At 51.7% G+C, this 14183-nt stretch carries 16 protein-coding genes; 6 read left to right on the forward strand and 10 right to left on the reverse strand.

What is annotated here, in order from left to right:
• Window positions 1-46 precede the first annotated feature (46 nt).
• From FMM72_RS06525 to FMM72_RS06535, 3 genes are all read right to left on the reverse strand, one after another.
• Window positions 47-304 (reverse strand): TIGR03905 family TSCPD domain-containing protein, encoded by a 258-nt coding sequence (locus FMM72_RS06525; protein ID WP_160209833.1) that lies wholly within the window; start codon window positions 302-304, stop codon window positions 47-49.
• A gap of 47 nt (window positions 305-351) precedes the next feature.
• A complete protein-coding gene (locus tag FMM72_RS06530) occupies window positions 352-1761 on the reverse strand; it encodes a cation:dicarboxylate symporter family transporter (RefSeq protein ID WP_162220922.1) in 1410 nt (469 codons plus the stop codon).
• Between the two features lie 116 nt (window positions 1762-1877).
• On the reverse strand, window positions 1878-3155 hold the full coding sequence (locus tag FMM72_RS06535) for a serine dehydratase subunit alpha family protein (protein WP_162220923.1): 1278 nt from the start codon (window positions 3153-3155) through the stop codon (window positions 1878-1880).
• 255 nt (window positions 3156-3410) lie between these two features.
• Between FMM72_RS06535 and FMM72_RS06540 the strand changes: the two genes are divergently transcribed.
• On the forward strand, window positions 3411-5186 hold the full coding sequence (locus FMM72_RS06540) for a sigma-54 interaction domain-containing protein (protein ID WP_162220924.1): 1776 nt from the start codon (window positions 3411-3413) through the stop codon (window positions 5184-5186).
• Between the two features lie 120 nt (window positions 5187-5306).
• Window positions 5307-5603, forward strand: a complete 297-nt coding sequence (locus FMM72_RS06545) for a Dabb family protein (protein WP_162220925.1) — start codon at window positions 5307-5309, stop codon at window positions 5601-5603.
• Window positions 5604-5662: 59 nt separating this feature from the next.
• Here FMM72_RS06545 and FMM72_RS06550 read toward each other — a convergent pair whose 3' ends face one another.
• From FMM72_RS06550 to FMM72_RS06565, 4 genes are all read right to left on the reverse strand, one after another.
• Window positions 5663-6340 carry a phosphatase PAP2 family protein gene (locus FMM72_RS06550; protein ID WP_162220926.1) on the reverse strand — a complete coding sequence of 226 codons (678 nt, stop codon included), beginning with the start codon at window positions 6338-6340 and terminating at the stop codon, window positions 5663-5665.
• Window positions 6341-6387: 47 nt separating this feature from the next.
• A complete protein-coding gene (locus FMM72_RS06555; protein ID WP_162220927.1) occupies window positions 6388-7413 on the reverse strand; it encodes a glycosyltransferase family 2 protein in 1026 nt (341 codons plus the stop codon).
• Window positions 7410-8588 (reverse strand): UDP-galactopyranose mutase, encoded by a 1179-nt coding sequence (glf, locus tag FMM72_RS06560; RefSeq protein ID WP_162220928.1) that lies wholly within the window; start codon window positions 8586-8588, stop codon window positions 7410-7412. Before glf ends, FMM72_RS06555 begins: the two co-directional genes overlap by 4 nt.
• Window positions 8589-9040: 452 nt before the next feature.
• The gene (locus FMM72_RS06565) at window positions 9041-9727 is read right to left on the reverse strand and encodes an RICIN domain-containing protein (protein WP_162220929.1); all 687 of its coding nucleotides are present in this window, start codon (window positions 9725-9727) and stop codon (window positions 9041-9043) included.
• A 513-nt stretch (window positions 9728-10240) separates the two neighbouring features.
• On the opposite strand from FMM72_RS06565, the gene FMM72_RS06570 reads away from it, so the two are divergent.
• Window positions 10241-10621, forward strand: coding sequence for a desulfoferrodoxin family protein (locus FMM72_RS06570; protein WP_160210515.1), 381 nt, complete (start codon window positions 10241-10243; stop codon window positions 10619-10621).
• A gap of 18 nt (window positions 10622-10639) precedes the next feature.
• Window positions 10640-10822 carry a hypothetical protein gene (locus tag FMM72_RS06575; protein ID WP_160210513.1) on the forward strand — a complete coding sequence of 61 codons (183 nt, stop codon included), beginning with the start codon at window positions 10640-10642 and terminating at the stop codon, window positions 10820-10822.
• Between the two features lie 35 nt (window positions 10823-10857).
• Here FMM72_RS06575 and FMM72_RS06580 read toward each other — a convergent pair whose 3' ends face one another.
• Window positions 10858-11070, reverse strand: a complete 213-nt coding sequence (locus FMM72_RS06580; RefSeq protein ID WP_160210511.1) for a hypothetical protein — start codon at window positions 11068-11070, stop codon at window positions 10858-10860.
• Window positions 11071-11185: 115 nt separating this feature from the next.
• Between FMM72_RS06580 and FMM72_RS06585 the strand changes: the two genes are divergently transcribed.
• Window positions 11186-11389: a YdeI/OmpD-associated family protein gene (locus FMM72_RS06585; protein ID WP_180322878.1), complete on the forward strand. Its 204-nt coding sequence runs from the start codon at window positions 11186-11188 to the stop codon at window positions 11387-11389.
• Window positions 11390-11445: 56 nt separating this feature from the next.
• A complete protein-coding gene (locus FMM72_RS16950; protein ID WP_006877216.1) occupies window positions 11446-11595 on the forward strand; it encodes a hypothetical protein in 150 nt (49 codons plus the stop codon).
• A gap of 18 nt (window positions 11596-11613) precedes the next feature.
• Here the strand turns inward: FMM72_RS16950 and FMM72_RS06590 are convergent, their stop codons facing one another.
• Window positions 11614-12783 carry an ABC transporter permease gene (locus FMM72_RS06590; RefSeq protein WP_160210509.1) on the reverse strand — a complete coding sequence of 390 codons (1170 nt, stop codon included), beginning with the start codon at window positions 12781-12783 and terminating at the stop codon, window positions 11614-11616.
• A complete protein-coding gene (locus FMM72_RS06595; RefSeq protein WP_160210507.1) occupies window positions 12780-14180 on the reverse strand; it encodes an efflux RND transporter periplasmic adaptor subunit in 1401 nt (466 codons plus the stop codon). The genes FMM72_RS06590 and FMM72_RS06595 overlap by 4 nt, the downstream gene beginning before the upstream one ends.
• Between the last annotated feature and the right edge of the window lie 3 nt (window positions 14181-14183).

Here is a 14183-nt window from a genome sequence, read left to right on the forward strand (position 1 = left end):
CATAAAGAAGCGCCGGACCGAATGTCCGGCGCTTCTTTATTTATATTTATGCATTCAGTTCATTGTACTTTTCACGCACGGCATGCGCCAACTGCATTGAGCAGGAGGTTGTGTTGCTGCCGCAGGTGATATTGCTGAAATACTGTTCGATCTGCGAAACGGTCATTCCATTCACGACAGCACTGAGCGCCTTGAGATTGCCGTCGCAGCCGTCTGTAAACTTGATGTTGGTCACAACGTCGCCGTTGAGATCAAATTCGAGCTTCGACGGGCAGACGCCCTTGGGTGTGTATTCACAATGCATACGGATTCCTCTTTTCTGTTTAGATTGATTGCCGGACTGCCTGTTGTTCAACCCTTAGGCTTCGATTTCTCCTGCTTGAGGCTCATGTCCTGATAAGCCTTCGCATCAAAGGTGCCGACACGTTTGTCAACGATTAGAGCGTTTACAATCGATCCGGTAACGTTCAGCCAGGTACGGCCCATGTCGATCAGCGGATCGATCGCAAGGATCGGGCTGACCATCGCGAACGAGGAGGCCATTCCAACGCCGGACAGACCGACCGAGGCGGCCATGGTCGCGGTGCCGGGGATACCGGCGATGCCGAGGGAACCAATTGTGACAACGATAATCGTCATGACAATCAGCGTCACATCGATCGGCGTACCGGTAACGTTTGCAACATAGATAATGAGCAGCGACGGGAACACGCCGGCACAGCCCTGCATACCGGCAGTCGTGCCGAAACCAGCCACGAAGCTGGCTGTACCCTCATCAACGCCGAGACGCTTGTTAAGCGTTTCGATTGTCATAGGCAGGCAGCCGACGCTGGAACGGGACGTAAAGGCAAGCAGCATGCATTCAACCGATTTTTTCAGATAGAATACCGGATTGATGCTATGAACCGCCAGCGCGGCCAGCTGAATCACAAATTGAATCGCAACCGCCAGATACAGCACGACGATAAATTTTCCGACTTCGATGATACTCGCAACGCCTCTCTGCGCAATGGTGTTGGCCAGGAGCGCCATAACGGCAAACGGCATATAATCCAGAATCAGATTTGCCATATTGATCATCGTCTTATGAAAGCCGTTGATTACATTGAACATCGGCTCGCCGAATTGCGGAAATTCCTTGCCGACCCACCAAGCCGCGTAACCAAAGATGGCGGAGAAAAGCACCAATCCGATGATATTGCTGTTTACCATGCCGGTCACAATATTCGCCGGGATCAGGCCGCGCAGTGTGGAAACGATGGAGGAAACCTCTTTAATTTCGGCGGTACCCTCCGCAATGCCGCCGGCTCCGACATTAAAGGCCATACCGAGCGCCACGCCGACGGCCGCTGCGATGGCAACCATTGTCATCGTGGTGATGATGGTCACTTTGACAAGGCGGCCCATATCGCGGCCTTCCTGCATGTTGATGATGACCTGTGTGATCGACACCATAACGAGCGGCACGACCAGCATCTTGATCAGGTCAATAAAGCCGTTGCCAAACAGCGAATACCAGGTCGTTGTCTCGCTGACAAACGTAACCTCCATCGGATTGTCCGGAAATCCGGCGACCACCTGGATGACAAGGCCAAGCACCAGACCGATGCCGGTTCCGATCATAACAACCGCGGCAAAATCCATATGCTTTTTCCGGTACAGCACATGAATCAGGTAGAACAGCGCCGCCAAAACAATCAGAAATACGATCGTTTTCACATCGCTGATCATCAGGAAATCCCGCAAGAACGCACGACCCATATCAAGTCCTCCCTTTTTTCAGCTTCGCGGCTGGACTCTGTCCGGCTCCTGCAGCACGCACCACAAAACGCGCTCTCTTCCCTAAAAAGCATCTGCGTCAAAGCTGTCCGGCGCATTTATTTTTCAATCATTATATTCAGGATTTCAATATCTGTGGCTTTCATTCCTTCACGGCCAACCCGGCCGAGGCTTTCAATTGTGCCCTCGACATCATCCTTGACAAGCCCTTCGCCGGCGTGGAATGTCTTGGAGTTTTCCGTCATACAGTGGGCCATCACCGCCGCATCCACCGCCGACGCAATCTTTGCCGCGCAAGAGGATTTCGCTCCGTCGCAGACGATTCCCCCGACATTCGCAATTGTATTGGTGATTGTCATCGACACATCGTCCAGATCGCCGCCATACAGATATGTGATTGCCGCGCCGCTTCCACAGGCGGCGCTGACCGCGCCGCAGTATGCCGAAAGGCTTCCGATATACTTTTTCTGATGGATTGAAATCAGATTGCTGACCGCCAGCGCCCTGTAAAGCTTTTCATGTGAAACACCAAGCTCTTTGGCATATTCAATCACCGGCAGCGAAACCGTCATGCCCTGATTGCCGCTTCCGGAATTGATAACGACCGGGAGCGAGCAGCCGCCCATACGCGCGTCGCTTCCAGCCGCTGCTGCGGCACGCGCGCGGATTTTGACGTCGTTTCCATAATACTTGAGCAGTGTTTTTCCAACCTCCGCGCCATAATCGCCGGAAAGCCCTTCCTTTGAAATTGCGCTGTTCATCTCGATCTGGCGGTCGAGCACCTCGCGGACATCGTCAATTTTGACGCAATCTGCAAATTCCAGGATATCCTTGACGTTTAGCAGCGACTTATCAAGCTTAACCGCCTGATGCGGCGCAAGCTCCGCATGCTTGCCGACATCCCATTCCTCGCCGTCCTTCACAATGCGCGTGATATTCGTATGGCGGTTTGCAATTTCCACCTCGGCACTGTGTTTGCCTTTAAAAACTTTTGCGATAATGAACAGGTTCTCCACGTTTTCGACCAGATGGCACGAACAGAAATCCTCCTGCAAAAGCTCTTTTGTACGGTCGATATCCGCCTGTGTGACCGATTCGAGCACTTCCAGCTCTTTATTAGGATTTCCGCCGACCAACCCCAGGATACCCGCAACATCAATGCCATACAGGCCGCCTGAATTGGGCACGACAACGCCCTTGACATTTTTGATGATGTTTCCGCTGCACCACAGCTCCAGCCGCTCGGGCATTTCACTGAGCACGTCGCGCGCCTTGGCGGACGCATACGCAATCGCGATTGGCTCCGTGCAACCGAGCGCCGGCACCAGCTCGCTTTTCAGAATCGATACATATGTATCATATACTTTTTGGTCCATAGTTTCACTCCTTCCGAAAAATTTTGCTTTTGATGTACCGCTCTATTATACAGCAAAATCCATGCCAAACATCTCGATTTATACAAAAAATTATAAATTTTTTCTCTCCCACCCGATATTTTCTTGTTTTCTCAACGCGCTCTTGCCTGTCTTTCCAATTTTTTGCTTCTGGTTGACGAACCCTTCTTTTTGGGGTATCATAAAATTGTCCATAAAATTCCGATTTTAAGAACTGGCCGGCAGGAGGTTCTGACCATGGCTCCCAGCGCACTGCTTGCAATCCAGAATACTGTAATCGAATTTGCAGATGTCATTTCAGAGGTCACAGGCGTCAACGTCGATATTATGGACCGCGACTATATCCGTGTCGCAGGGTCCGGATTTTATGCCCTGCGTACCGGCGAAAGTATGCGCAGCCGGGCGAGTATATATGAGCGCGTTCTTGAAGACGCGCGGCCCATTGTCGTTTATAATCCCGGGCGCGATGAAATCTGCCGCGCCTGCGCCAACAGAGACTCCTGTACCGAAACCATCGAGATTGCTGCTCCCATCCGGCTGGCGGGCCATGTGGAAGGCGTCATCGGGCTGATGGCCTTTACTGAACGTCAGCGCGATATACTGCTCGAAAAGCTTGACAGCTATATCCATTTCGTTGAACAGATCGCCGACCTCATCTCCAAAAAGGCACAGGAAAACACGCAGATGCAGATGATCCGCATCTACACCGACACGCTTACGCAAATCCTTGACAGCATTGACCAGTGCGTTTTGATTTTAACGGATGATTTTTATGTACGCAGCGCCAATTCTGCCGCCTGCAAGAATCTACAGCTTCCGGAAAGCTGTCTTGGCACGCAGGTCCGGCTGCATTCTACAGGCGACAGCATCCATGGTATCACAGAGTACCGCATGGAATTGTTGGGGTACAGCTATTCCATCATGGGTGAGCTGTATCCGATGTATGTCGGTACAGCCGACGCTATACAGGTCTTGCTGTTCCGTGAAAAAGGGCAGATGCAAAATGATGTTTATGAGCTGACAAGCAGCACATTTGAACAATCGCTTGACAAAATCGTTGGCGCTTCCCCCGCGACCCTGCACTTGAAAGAACGGATTTTACAGGTTGCGCAGTCGATGTCCACTGTGCTGATCACAGGCGAAAGCGGTACCGGTAAGGAATTGGTCGCCAACGCCATCTGGAAAGCCAGTGAGCGCAAGGATGAAATGTTTGTGGCGCTCAACTGCGCCGCTATCCCTGAGGCGCTCCTTGAAAGCGAGCTGTTCGGTTATGTCAAGGGCGCGTTCACCGGCGCGAATCCCGGTGGACGCATGGGAAAATTTGAACTGGCTAACCACGGCGTACTGTTCCTCGATGAAATCGGGGATATGCCGCTGTATTTACAGGCCAAGCTCCTGCGCGTGCTCCAGGAGCGCACAATTACGCGCATCGGCTCCAATAACCAGATTAAAGTCGATATCCGCGTGATCGCCGCTACCAACAAGGACTTGTTGCGTGCCATCCGTGAAAATAAATTCCGTGAGGATCTTTACTACCGGCTCAACGTTATCCCGTTAAAAATTCCGCCGCTGCGTGAACGGCCCGAGGATGTTGACGATCTGGCGGCGCTCATGATCCGCCGGTACAGCGACCGCTTCCAAAAGCGTGTGCGCCGTGTAGACGTTGATGTGATGAAAACGCTTCGCCGCTATGCATGGCCAGGAAACGTCCGCGAGTTGGAAAATACAATTGAGTTTATGATTAATATGATGGATTCATCGGGCGTGCTGACCTGTGCAACCTTGCCGGACGCGCTGCGTGAGCATCCGGCCGGCGCAGTTGGCGCCGGTTCGGTCCCCACGCTTGAGCAGGCGGAACGGCAGGCAATTTTATGCGCGCTGCGTGTATACGGATTTGACACAAATGGGAAAAAAAACGCCGCGCGTCATCTTGGCATTGCCACCTCTACGCTTTATAAAAAGCTTGAAAAATATGGAATTCGTCCCGATTCCGATTTTGAGAATAATTCCTGAAATCGGAATGGATATTGCCCTAACCAATTGTTTATGATAGAGTATGTAATATCAATCAATTGATCTGGGGTGGTTTGCCTTGCATTCTGCCCTACAGCATCAAAAAAGGGGAGATTACATATGATCAAGCATATTGTTATGTGGAACCTTGAGGATGTCGCTGAGGGTAATTCCCGCGATGAAAACGCACGCCGCATCAAGAAGGGGCTGGAGTCTTTAAAGGACGTTATTGACGGAATCATTCATCTGGAGGTTGGCGTCAATGTCAATCCGAAGGGCTCTGACCTTGTCCTCTACTCCGAATTCGCTTCCATGGAGGCCCTGAAAGCGTATGACTGTCATCCGGAGCATCTGAAAATGCGTGAATTTATCCATAAGGTCATCACCGAGCGCGTTGTCGCCGATTATGAAATATAGAACGCGTTCGATATATAAATAACAGCGCCGGCCCCATTGGGGGCCGGCGCTGTTTATGATTATGCGGGACCTCGTGAGAGGCGGTGCGCGCGGCGCTGTACAAAATGATCACGGATTTGATCGAAACGGTATGCCAACAGATAAAGCGGAATGCTCAAAATGACAGCTGCCACCACATCGATGATCGAATGCTGTTTAATAAACACCGTGGAAAGACAGATCAAAACCATCAGAACGCCCGAACCATAGCGGACCGCACGGCTGCGCTGACCAATCTGTGACCGGTGGATTGCAATGTGAGCTCCGATCGAATTAAGACAATGGATGCTCGGGCAGACGTTGAAGGACGGATCCAGCAAATAAATCGTCCGTACCAGATCGGTAAAAATATTATCCCGTTTAAATATAAGCGGACGCAGAAACTGACCATTGGGAAGAATGGTGTAAATCAACAGACAAATGGTCATGCCTGTGAACAGAAAAGTGCACAGCTTTAAAAACTCTGTGCGCGACTGAAACAAAAAATATGCCATCGCCGCGGCAATGTAGAAAAACCAGATCAAATACGGAATTACAAATACCTCTAAAAATGGGATATAGCCGTCAATCCATGAGCACACCCACACCACCGGACGCACATTTTGCTGAAGCCATCCAAACCACAGCATATATGGAATGAAATACAGCAACAAAGCCGCATGCCGATACTTATACAAAAAATCTCCGATCGCTTTCATCGCAACGCCTCCAATATCATTTTGACCGTTTATGCGAAGCGGCCCTTTCAGTTGAATTTATACACACGACGGGCTAAACGATAGTTGCCAATGCTCAGCCGCCGTCCAAATTCACCTGGGAAATTGACAAATGTGGCAACAGACCGATAGCGGATCGGCGCATACCAATCCGGATTTTCCGTCTTCAGATATCGCCAGATATCAACACGCTTCTGCAATGCGGCGTCGCTGCCATCCAGTGTCAACAGGATGGTTGAAATGGTCATCATCATCGTGACATAGTTAAACATGTAGTGTGCAAGCTTGCGGTTGAGACGCTTGAGATCATCACTTTTATATGCCCGGATCATCAAACGCGTTATGAGCAACTGTTGGTCGACGCGGCGGATCATCACCGCTTCGTTGACCGACTGGTCGGCGCGTCCAATATAATAACGATACAGATCGGTATCAATGTAATAAAGCGTCTTGACATGCGCCAAAGGAATATATGCAAACAGATTGTCTACATAAAATGTGTGTTTCGGCAGCTCGAGATCACAGGCGCGCAGCAGCGCCGTGCGGTAAACCATCGTATGCATGAGCAGATACTGCCAAGGCTTGAACGCCTTTGTCTCCGACCAGCCAAAAATACGGTTGCGCGGCAGCGTTCTGCGATAACGCATCACACGGCTCCCCTGCTCCTCATGCTCATAAACGTAGTTGCACAGGTACAGGTCAATCCGTTTTCCATCCCTGATATGGCCGCGCATAACCGCCAGCAAACGCTTGACGCTCGCTACATCAACCCAGTCATCCGAATCGACGACTTTATAGTACAGGCCTGACGCATTTCGGATCCCCTGGTTGACGCCTTCTCCATGTCCGCCGTTTTCCTGATGGATCACATGGACAATATCCGGATATTTTTCACGATATGCATCGGCGATATGTCCTGTGTCATCCGTTGAGCCATCGTCCACAAGGATAATTTCAATATCCTCTGCACCGCCACAGGCCAACAACGTCGATATGCAGTGATCCATATACGCCTGGGAATTGTAGCATGGCACAGCGAATGTTATCAGCTTCAAACAGAACCCTCCAAATCCTGTAAAATTTTCTTTGAACGCGAAAGCGCCTGTCCAACAATTGCGTCCATATTATAATATTGATATTCCGCCAGCCTTCCTATAAGATAAAAACGAGACAGACCAGCAATTTGCTTCAAATAATGGGCATAAAGCGCTGCGCTTTTTTCACCAAGCACAGCATAATAGGGGATTTCCCCGCTGCCACCGGTATAGTCGCGCGCAAACTCCTTAACAATAGTGGTCTTATTTTCAATTTTTTGTGCAGAAAAATATTTAAATTCCGTAATTCTTGTAAAAGGCTGATCAACCGTATAGTTGACTGTAGCGCATGGCTGATACCAAGTAACCGGAAGTGTTTCAAACTGGAAATCCAATGTGCGGTATGGTAAACGTCCAAGCGAACAGCCAAGGAGTTCATCAAGCGCGCCTGTATAGACGACCACTCCTTCAAATGGAGCGTCTTCGAACCGGACGCCGGCTGTTGAAATATCAAGCATGGAACGCGCGTCGATGCCTAAACGCACCTCTATGCCGGGATGGTCGAGCAAACATTCAAACAACGCCGTATAGCCATCCCGCGGAATTCCCTGAAAACGATCCTGAAAATACCGGTTATCGCGTGAAACAAGTATTGGCACACGCGACAAAACAGACGGATCAACCGCATCCGGCGGCGTACCCCACTGCTTTTCTGTGTAACGGGCAAATACATTTTCGAAGATAAATGACGCAAGCTCCGAAAGCTCCGGATCGTCGGCCTGCCTCAATGTATGGATGAAAACCCGGCTGCCAGCGCCATATTGTTCCACGAGGCGCTGTTCCAGGCGCCTCGCCTTTTCAGTACTGAAAAGGGCGTCGATTGAATTGAGATTAAACGGTACAGGCACAAGCTTACCATGAATGTTTCCAAGCACCGTATGGCTGTATGGCAGCCACTCTGTAAAACGGCTGAGATAACGATAAACATGTTCGTCATTTGTATGAAAAATATGCGGGCCATAACAATGTATGCGTACTCCCGCCGCATCCAAACAATCGTACGCGTTTCCGCCGATATGCGGCCGCTGCTCCAGCACAAGCACCTGTGCGCCGCCCTGCTCGGCCAGTTCACGCGCTGTTACTGCTCCTGCAAAGCCGCTTCCGACGACGATCGCATCATACCGTTTTAATGTCATAATAAACTCCGTTTCTTTTTACATTCCATCGTAAAAGACGGTATCGTTTCATGGTTACTGTTCTATGCCCGCGAAGCGGCATGATATAATTGGCCATTTGGGCGGCAGCGGGCCACGCCCGCGTATCGCCCTGGCCATAAGCTTTGCGGCTATTATACCATGTCCGCGAAGCGGCATGGTATAATTGGCCATCAGGGCGGCAGCGGGCTGCGCCCGCGTATCGCCCTGGCCATAATCTGGTATAATAACCGCTTTGCGGTTATTATACCATACAGTTACCCTTCGTCAAGCACAGAACGACATCATCTAATCACAAAATACGTTCTTCTGTCGCATATCCTTATGATGTTAAATATCCCCTGCGACTCTTACAACGTATTTGACAAAATCTCAAAGGCGGCTAATCCCTACCAAAAAATCCGCGGGCCATGTATTGGTCCGCGGATTTAAAGTCATTCGCCTTTCTTTTCGTTGTCGGCCTTTGGAGCATCCTTCTGAACCGCTTTTGCCGCTGTCTTTGCAGCCTTTGATTCGGCCGCCTTCGTCTGTGTTTTCGCAGGCTTTACGACCTTTTCAGCCGCCGGTTTGGATGCTGTTTTCGCTGTTTTGGCAGCAGGTTTCCCGGCTGTCTTTGCAGCGGATTTTTTTGCGGACGAAGCGGCCGTTTTCTTTGCTGGTTTTTCAACAGCCGGTGCAGCCGGATCCACGATCTTCCACTGCTGATTGTCGCCACCCATATAATCCCAAATCTGAATGCCCGCTCCATCCTCTATTGACATGCCCACAACATCGAGGCAGCGTCTGGACAGCTCAGAGACAATTTTGCACAGGCCGTCGCCGACCGACTCAAGAATCCACTTCTGGTTATCGGCTCCAACATCCTCCCACAAATGAATCTGCGCACCGTTTTCACTGCCGGAAAGGATGACATCCATAACATCTTTGGTCGGCTTGCTGACAATCTGCCAGATATTGCCCTCAACCTGTTCAAAACTCCACAATTGGTTGTCATTTCCGGAAACACCGTGCATTTCAATTCGATTGTTCGGACAAGCAGTTATGGCCTTGCCGCTGCGTGCAGAAAGAATCATATAATAGACACCCATTTTAATTGCTGTATTCTCCGTTTTTCTGTTCATCACATACACTCCTTCACTCATACATTACTTTACCATTTAACCTGTCTATGGCTCTATGTTCATAAAATATACGGAACGTAACAAAATCGCTGTAATCAACGCATCGTGATTTCAAGGCATCATAACGACCCACCAAAGGCCGCGCCCGCGTATCGCCCTGGCCATAACGCTGGTATAATAACCGCTTTGCGGTTATTGTACCGTGATCGCGAAGCGGCATGGTACAATTGGCCATTTGGGCGGCAGCGGGCCGCGCCCGCGTATCGCCCTGGCCATAATATGGTATAATAACCGCTTTGCGGTTATTATACCACGTTCGTTTTATTTGTCAATTTTCTGGAAAGAAAAATAGTGACTATATACAAAAATATATGATCTATCACAAGATTGTGAACAAATTCAATGTCAGATTTCCCATATAAAGGTTCCGGCAGCATACTTCATATGCTCTGTATAAGCAACCACAAGCTGCAAACACTATTGATATTCATCAGGATTGGAGGTCCAAAAACAATGAATCAGCCAAAATTTTTCGCCACTAAGTCAGGCGACGTACTTGCTGCGCTGATCTGCGGCAACGGCAGCCTTAGCTGCGGCGGGCAGGCGATGGAATATCTGAATGCAAACACTTCCGATGGGGCGACTGAAAAGCACGTCCCTGTTGTTGAAATGGAGGGCGGTTCCCTCAAAGTCAGCGTCGGCAGCGCCTTCCATCCAATGACAAAGGAGCACAGCATTGGATGGGTCTGTCTTGTGACGCGCCGAGGCTGGCAGCTTCGTGCGCTGCCGGTTGACGAGGACCCGGTCGCGGTTTTCACTGTCGCCAGAGATGACAGTCCCGTTTGCGTTTACGCCTGGTGCAATCTGCACGGACTTTGGAAAACAGAGCTTTAAAATACGGAGGAAATAAATATGTCTCATAAAAAGAATACCACCGGTTTGAATGAACTTCTCAGCGCCGACAGCCGCGCGAAATCCTATTTTATGTCCCTGCCCGATTATGTTCAGGGCATGATCCAGCAGCGCAGCGACAATGTCCATAGTATGGACGAATTGCACCGTTATGCGGAAAACCTGCTTGCGGGTGACAAATAAGACGAGGGCGGGGCGGATGCGCCCCGCCCTCTCTTCTACATAGATTCAAGTTCTCTAACCAGCTGGTCCAGTCTGGCACGCGGCACATAGCGCGCTGCCATTTGCAGCGCGCCGTTCAATGTAAGTCCATTAACCCGCGCCGCAAGCGGGCTGTTTAATACTCCCGGAAAGGCGTTCTGTACTCTTGCCCGCACATCCGGCCGGGACAACAGTTCGCCGATCGTAATGCGTCCGCCTCTTAAATCCACTGCTTCGCCTTCTTTCATATGTCAGATAGTTCAGTTTATGCCGGATAACGCCAACAGTTCCCGCAACGTTTAAACGGACGCACAAGGTTTATACTAATCATTGAGGTGATTTTTTGTGGCCAACTATGTAAACGGTCCTGAAATTCCGATGGGACTGGGGATGGCGCTCGCCGAAAACCTCAACGCGATGGAATATTTCGCATCGCTTTCACCGGCACAGCAGTACGCTGTTATTGAACGCACACATCAAATCCGCTCCAAACAGGAAATGCGGGCGTTTGTCCAAAGCCTGCCATCTACACCGCCAGCAATTGGATAAATTTCTCTGACTGAACGCCCAGCAGACAGGATAAAATATGTTTGGAGGTGGTAAGCATGCCGGATTGTTTTAACGACCCGCAGATGCAGCAGTATTTCGCTTCTTTGCCAATGTATGTCCAAGAGACGATCAAGCAGAGCGCCGTAAAAATTACGACGGAGAATGAGCTGCGCAAGTTTGCAGAAAACCTCATGGGTTCTAACTGAAAACGGCAAAGGGCGGGATCAAACGATCCCGCCCTTTGCCGTTGTTTCCAGAAAGCGCCGGAGTATAAAGAAAAGCGGCGCGCAAATCCAAAGCATCCACGCTGTGCCGCCAGTGAGAAGTACGCCGCAAAAAGCGCTCAGCAGACACACAGCCAACGTAAAAAGAAAGTCCCCCAGTCCCGCCACTGGCGAGCGGCGCGCGCCGCTCCAAAAAAACAAGGCGCCGCAGCCAGCCAAAGCCGAACTACCCAGCCGGGTCAAAAGCAGGATATCTGGGCGTTCCTTTTTCATCCAGATATATTCCATCAGCTCCCTGCGGCGCTCCTCAAACAGACGCGCCCAAAATTCAAAATCGGACCACCGGGTCGGTACCAAATCCTGCGGGACAGCGGGGTGTACATCCATGATCCATAAATACAAAACCAGGACCGCCGCTGCTGCCGACATCCAACAAGCCATCCGTACCGGCCAGGCGCGCCTGCTATGCGCCATCGTAAGCCATGCACAGATCAGCGCGCCGCCCATCACGATACCGGGCAGACGCATAAACAGCCCACCCCAGGCTGCGATAGATTCAGTTGTAATGATCAGCGAGTCCGTGAGGCTATGCCGTGCAGCGAACTGCCGCGCGGCTTCACGCCCGGAAAGCTGCCCTGCGGTATCAAGCGTGATACGGTCAAACATCATTGTTTCGGAGGACGGCGCGCGCAGAACGACCGTGCCAGATAAAGACGCGAATACACCGCGCACTGTATAAACACGCTCATCGTATAATAGCTGCGCGCCAATCGGACTTTCATCGCCGTATAGCGCCAAAGCTGTCTCCCGGTCGATCAAGCAGCCGGAACGGTCCTCGTCGGAAAGCACGGCGCCGGACGGCAGCATCAGGGACGCATCGCCGCGCACCAACAGAACAGAAGCTGTACAGGACCGTCCGAGCTCCTTATTTTTAACTGTTTTCCGGTCATCCTGCCGCCAGACCGAAAACCTGACAGACGACGGCAGGCGTGCCTGTGTGTCAAACAACGCGTCCACGGCCGCTGCGTTGAGGGTATATCCATCAAGCCGAAGCACGGCGCGCCCGCCGCATTCAAAAGCTGCACGCGCATATGTAATCGAAAACGACCAGCAAATAATTGTCAACGCCAAGGCAGCCCAGCAGGGCGCGCGGCGCAGAAGGGCCGTCATTCAGCAGCCTCCACGCGCGCACGGTCGCCGCTGCCGATCGTTTTATTGCTTGTCACAATCACGTCGTCTGTGGAATCGAGCGCACCTGTGACGGCGGCGCGCGACTCATTTTTCTCCTGCACGGTCACATCGACGCGTTGGACGGTCTGTTCCGTTCCCAGCACAGTTTCTGTGGTCCGCAAAACATAAACATAATCCTGATTTCCATCGCTGTGCAGCGCGTCGACCGGGATGCAGGTCGGATAACTGGAGCTTCGCTTCTGTGCCGTCATGGATGCAAGCGCGCCGGGCGTCCCCTCACCCGCCGGCAAAAGCGCCGTCAGCCTGAGCCATCCGTTTTTTTCCTCAATGGCCACGATGCTTTCCACAACCGCCTCCACCTTTGAATGGTCAGGCAACGCCAACATAACCGCGTCGCCGGAGGAAATATATTTCTGCTCCTCCTTTGGGATTTCCGCTGTAAAACGCAGACCCGTTTCCTGACCGGCAAGCATCACAGCGGCCTGCGTCCCTGTCTGACCGCCAGCCTTGACATCAATCGAGGTCACTATGGCGTCGGACGGCGCCGTCACCTCGCCGCCTGCGGCCGAAAGTTCTGTCAAGCGTGCGATCTCCAACTGCTTCAGGCTGCATTCAACCGCTTGAATCTGCGCCTGATTATCAACATCTCTAAAACGCAAATCCTCCAGCGCGCGTTCCAGCTTCACCTGCTCGTCGCGCTGTTCGGCGACAGCCTCCTCGTAAGCTAGCTGTTTGGCCCGATAATCATCTCGCAGAGAGATATAGGTTGGATCGAGGTCGTAGTCGTTTAAATCCTCGTCCGCCTCCTCGAAATCCGTTTCATTTTTATAGTCGCGCAACGCGTTTTTAGCGCGGCGGCGGTCCTCCCCCGCCTGCTTGATCCGCAGGTCAAGCTTATCCGCAGCGATGTCAAAATCCTCCTGCGCGCGGATTTCAGCAAGCGCGTCGCGCTCAGCCTGCGTCTTTGCGTTCTGCTGCATCTGGCTGAGAGAAAGCTGGAGCTTTTGCAACTCCAACTGCTGTTCGGTCAGCTTGCGCGCGATATCGTCCGGATCGACCGTGAACAGGACATCGCCAGCCGCTACGCGCTCCCCGGCCCGGGCGCCCACGCTGCGCACGCGCATCCCTTCAAGCGTGAAAACAGCGATTTCCCCCTGCGCTTCAAGCGTCCCGTCGGCTTCGACGGTATGCTGCACCGCGCCGGACTCCGGATGCTGTGTCGTTACAACGGCGACCGTGAGAGAATCAGCGGCACGTGAAAGCACGGTACATACAGCCATAACCGCAAGGAATGCCGCCAGCCAACGCAACGCGCGCTTTCGCAGCGGGACAGCCGTGCGATCGGGGCTGTAATTGAGAACATCTTCAAGCTTCATCGT

The organism is Anaerotruncus colihominis (assembly GCF_010206195.1).
GTDB lineage: Bacteria > Bacillota > Clostridia > Oscillospirales > Ruminococcaceae > Anaerotruncus > Anaerotruncus colihominis_A.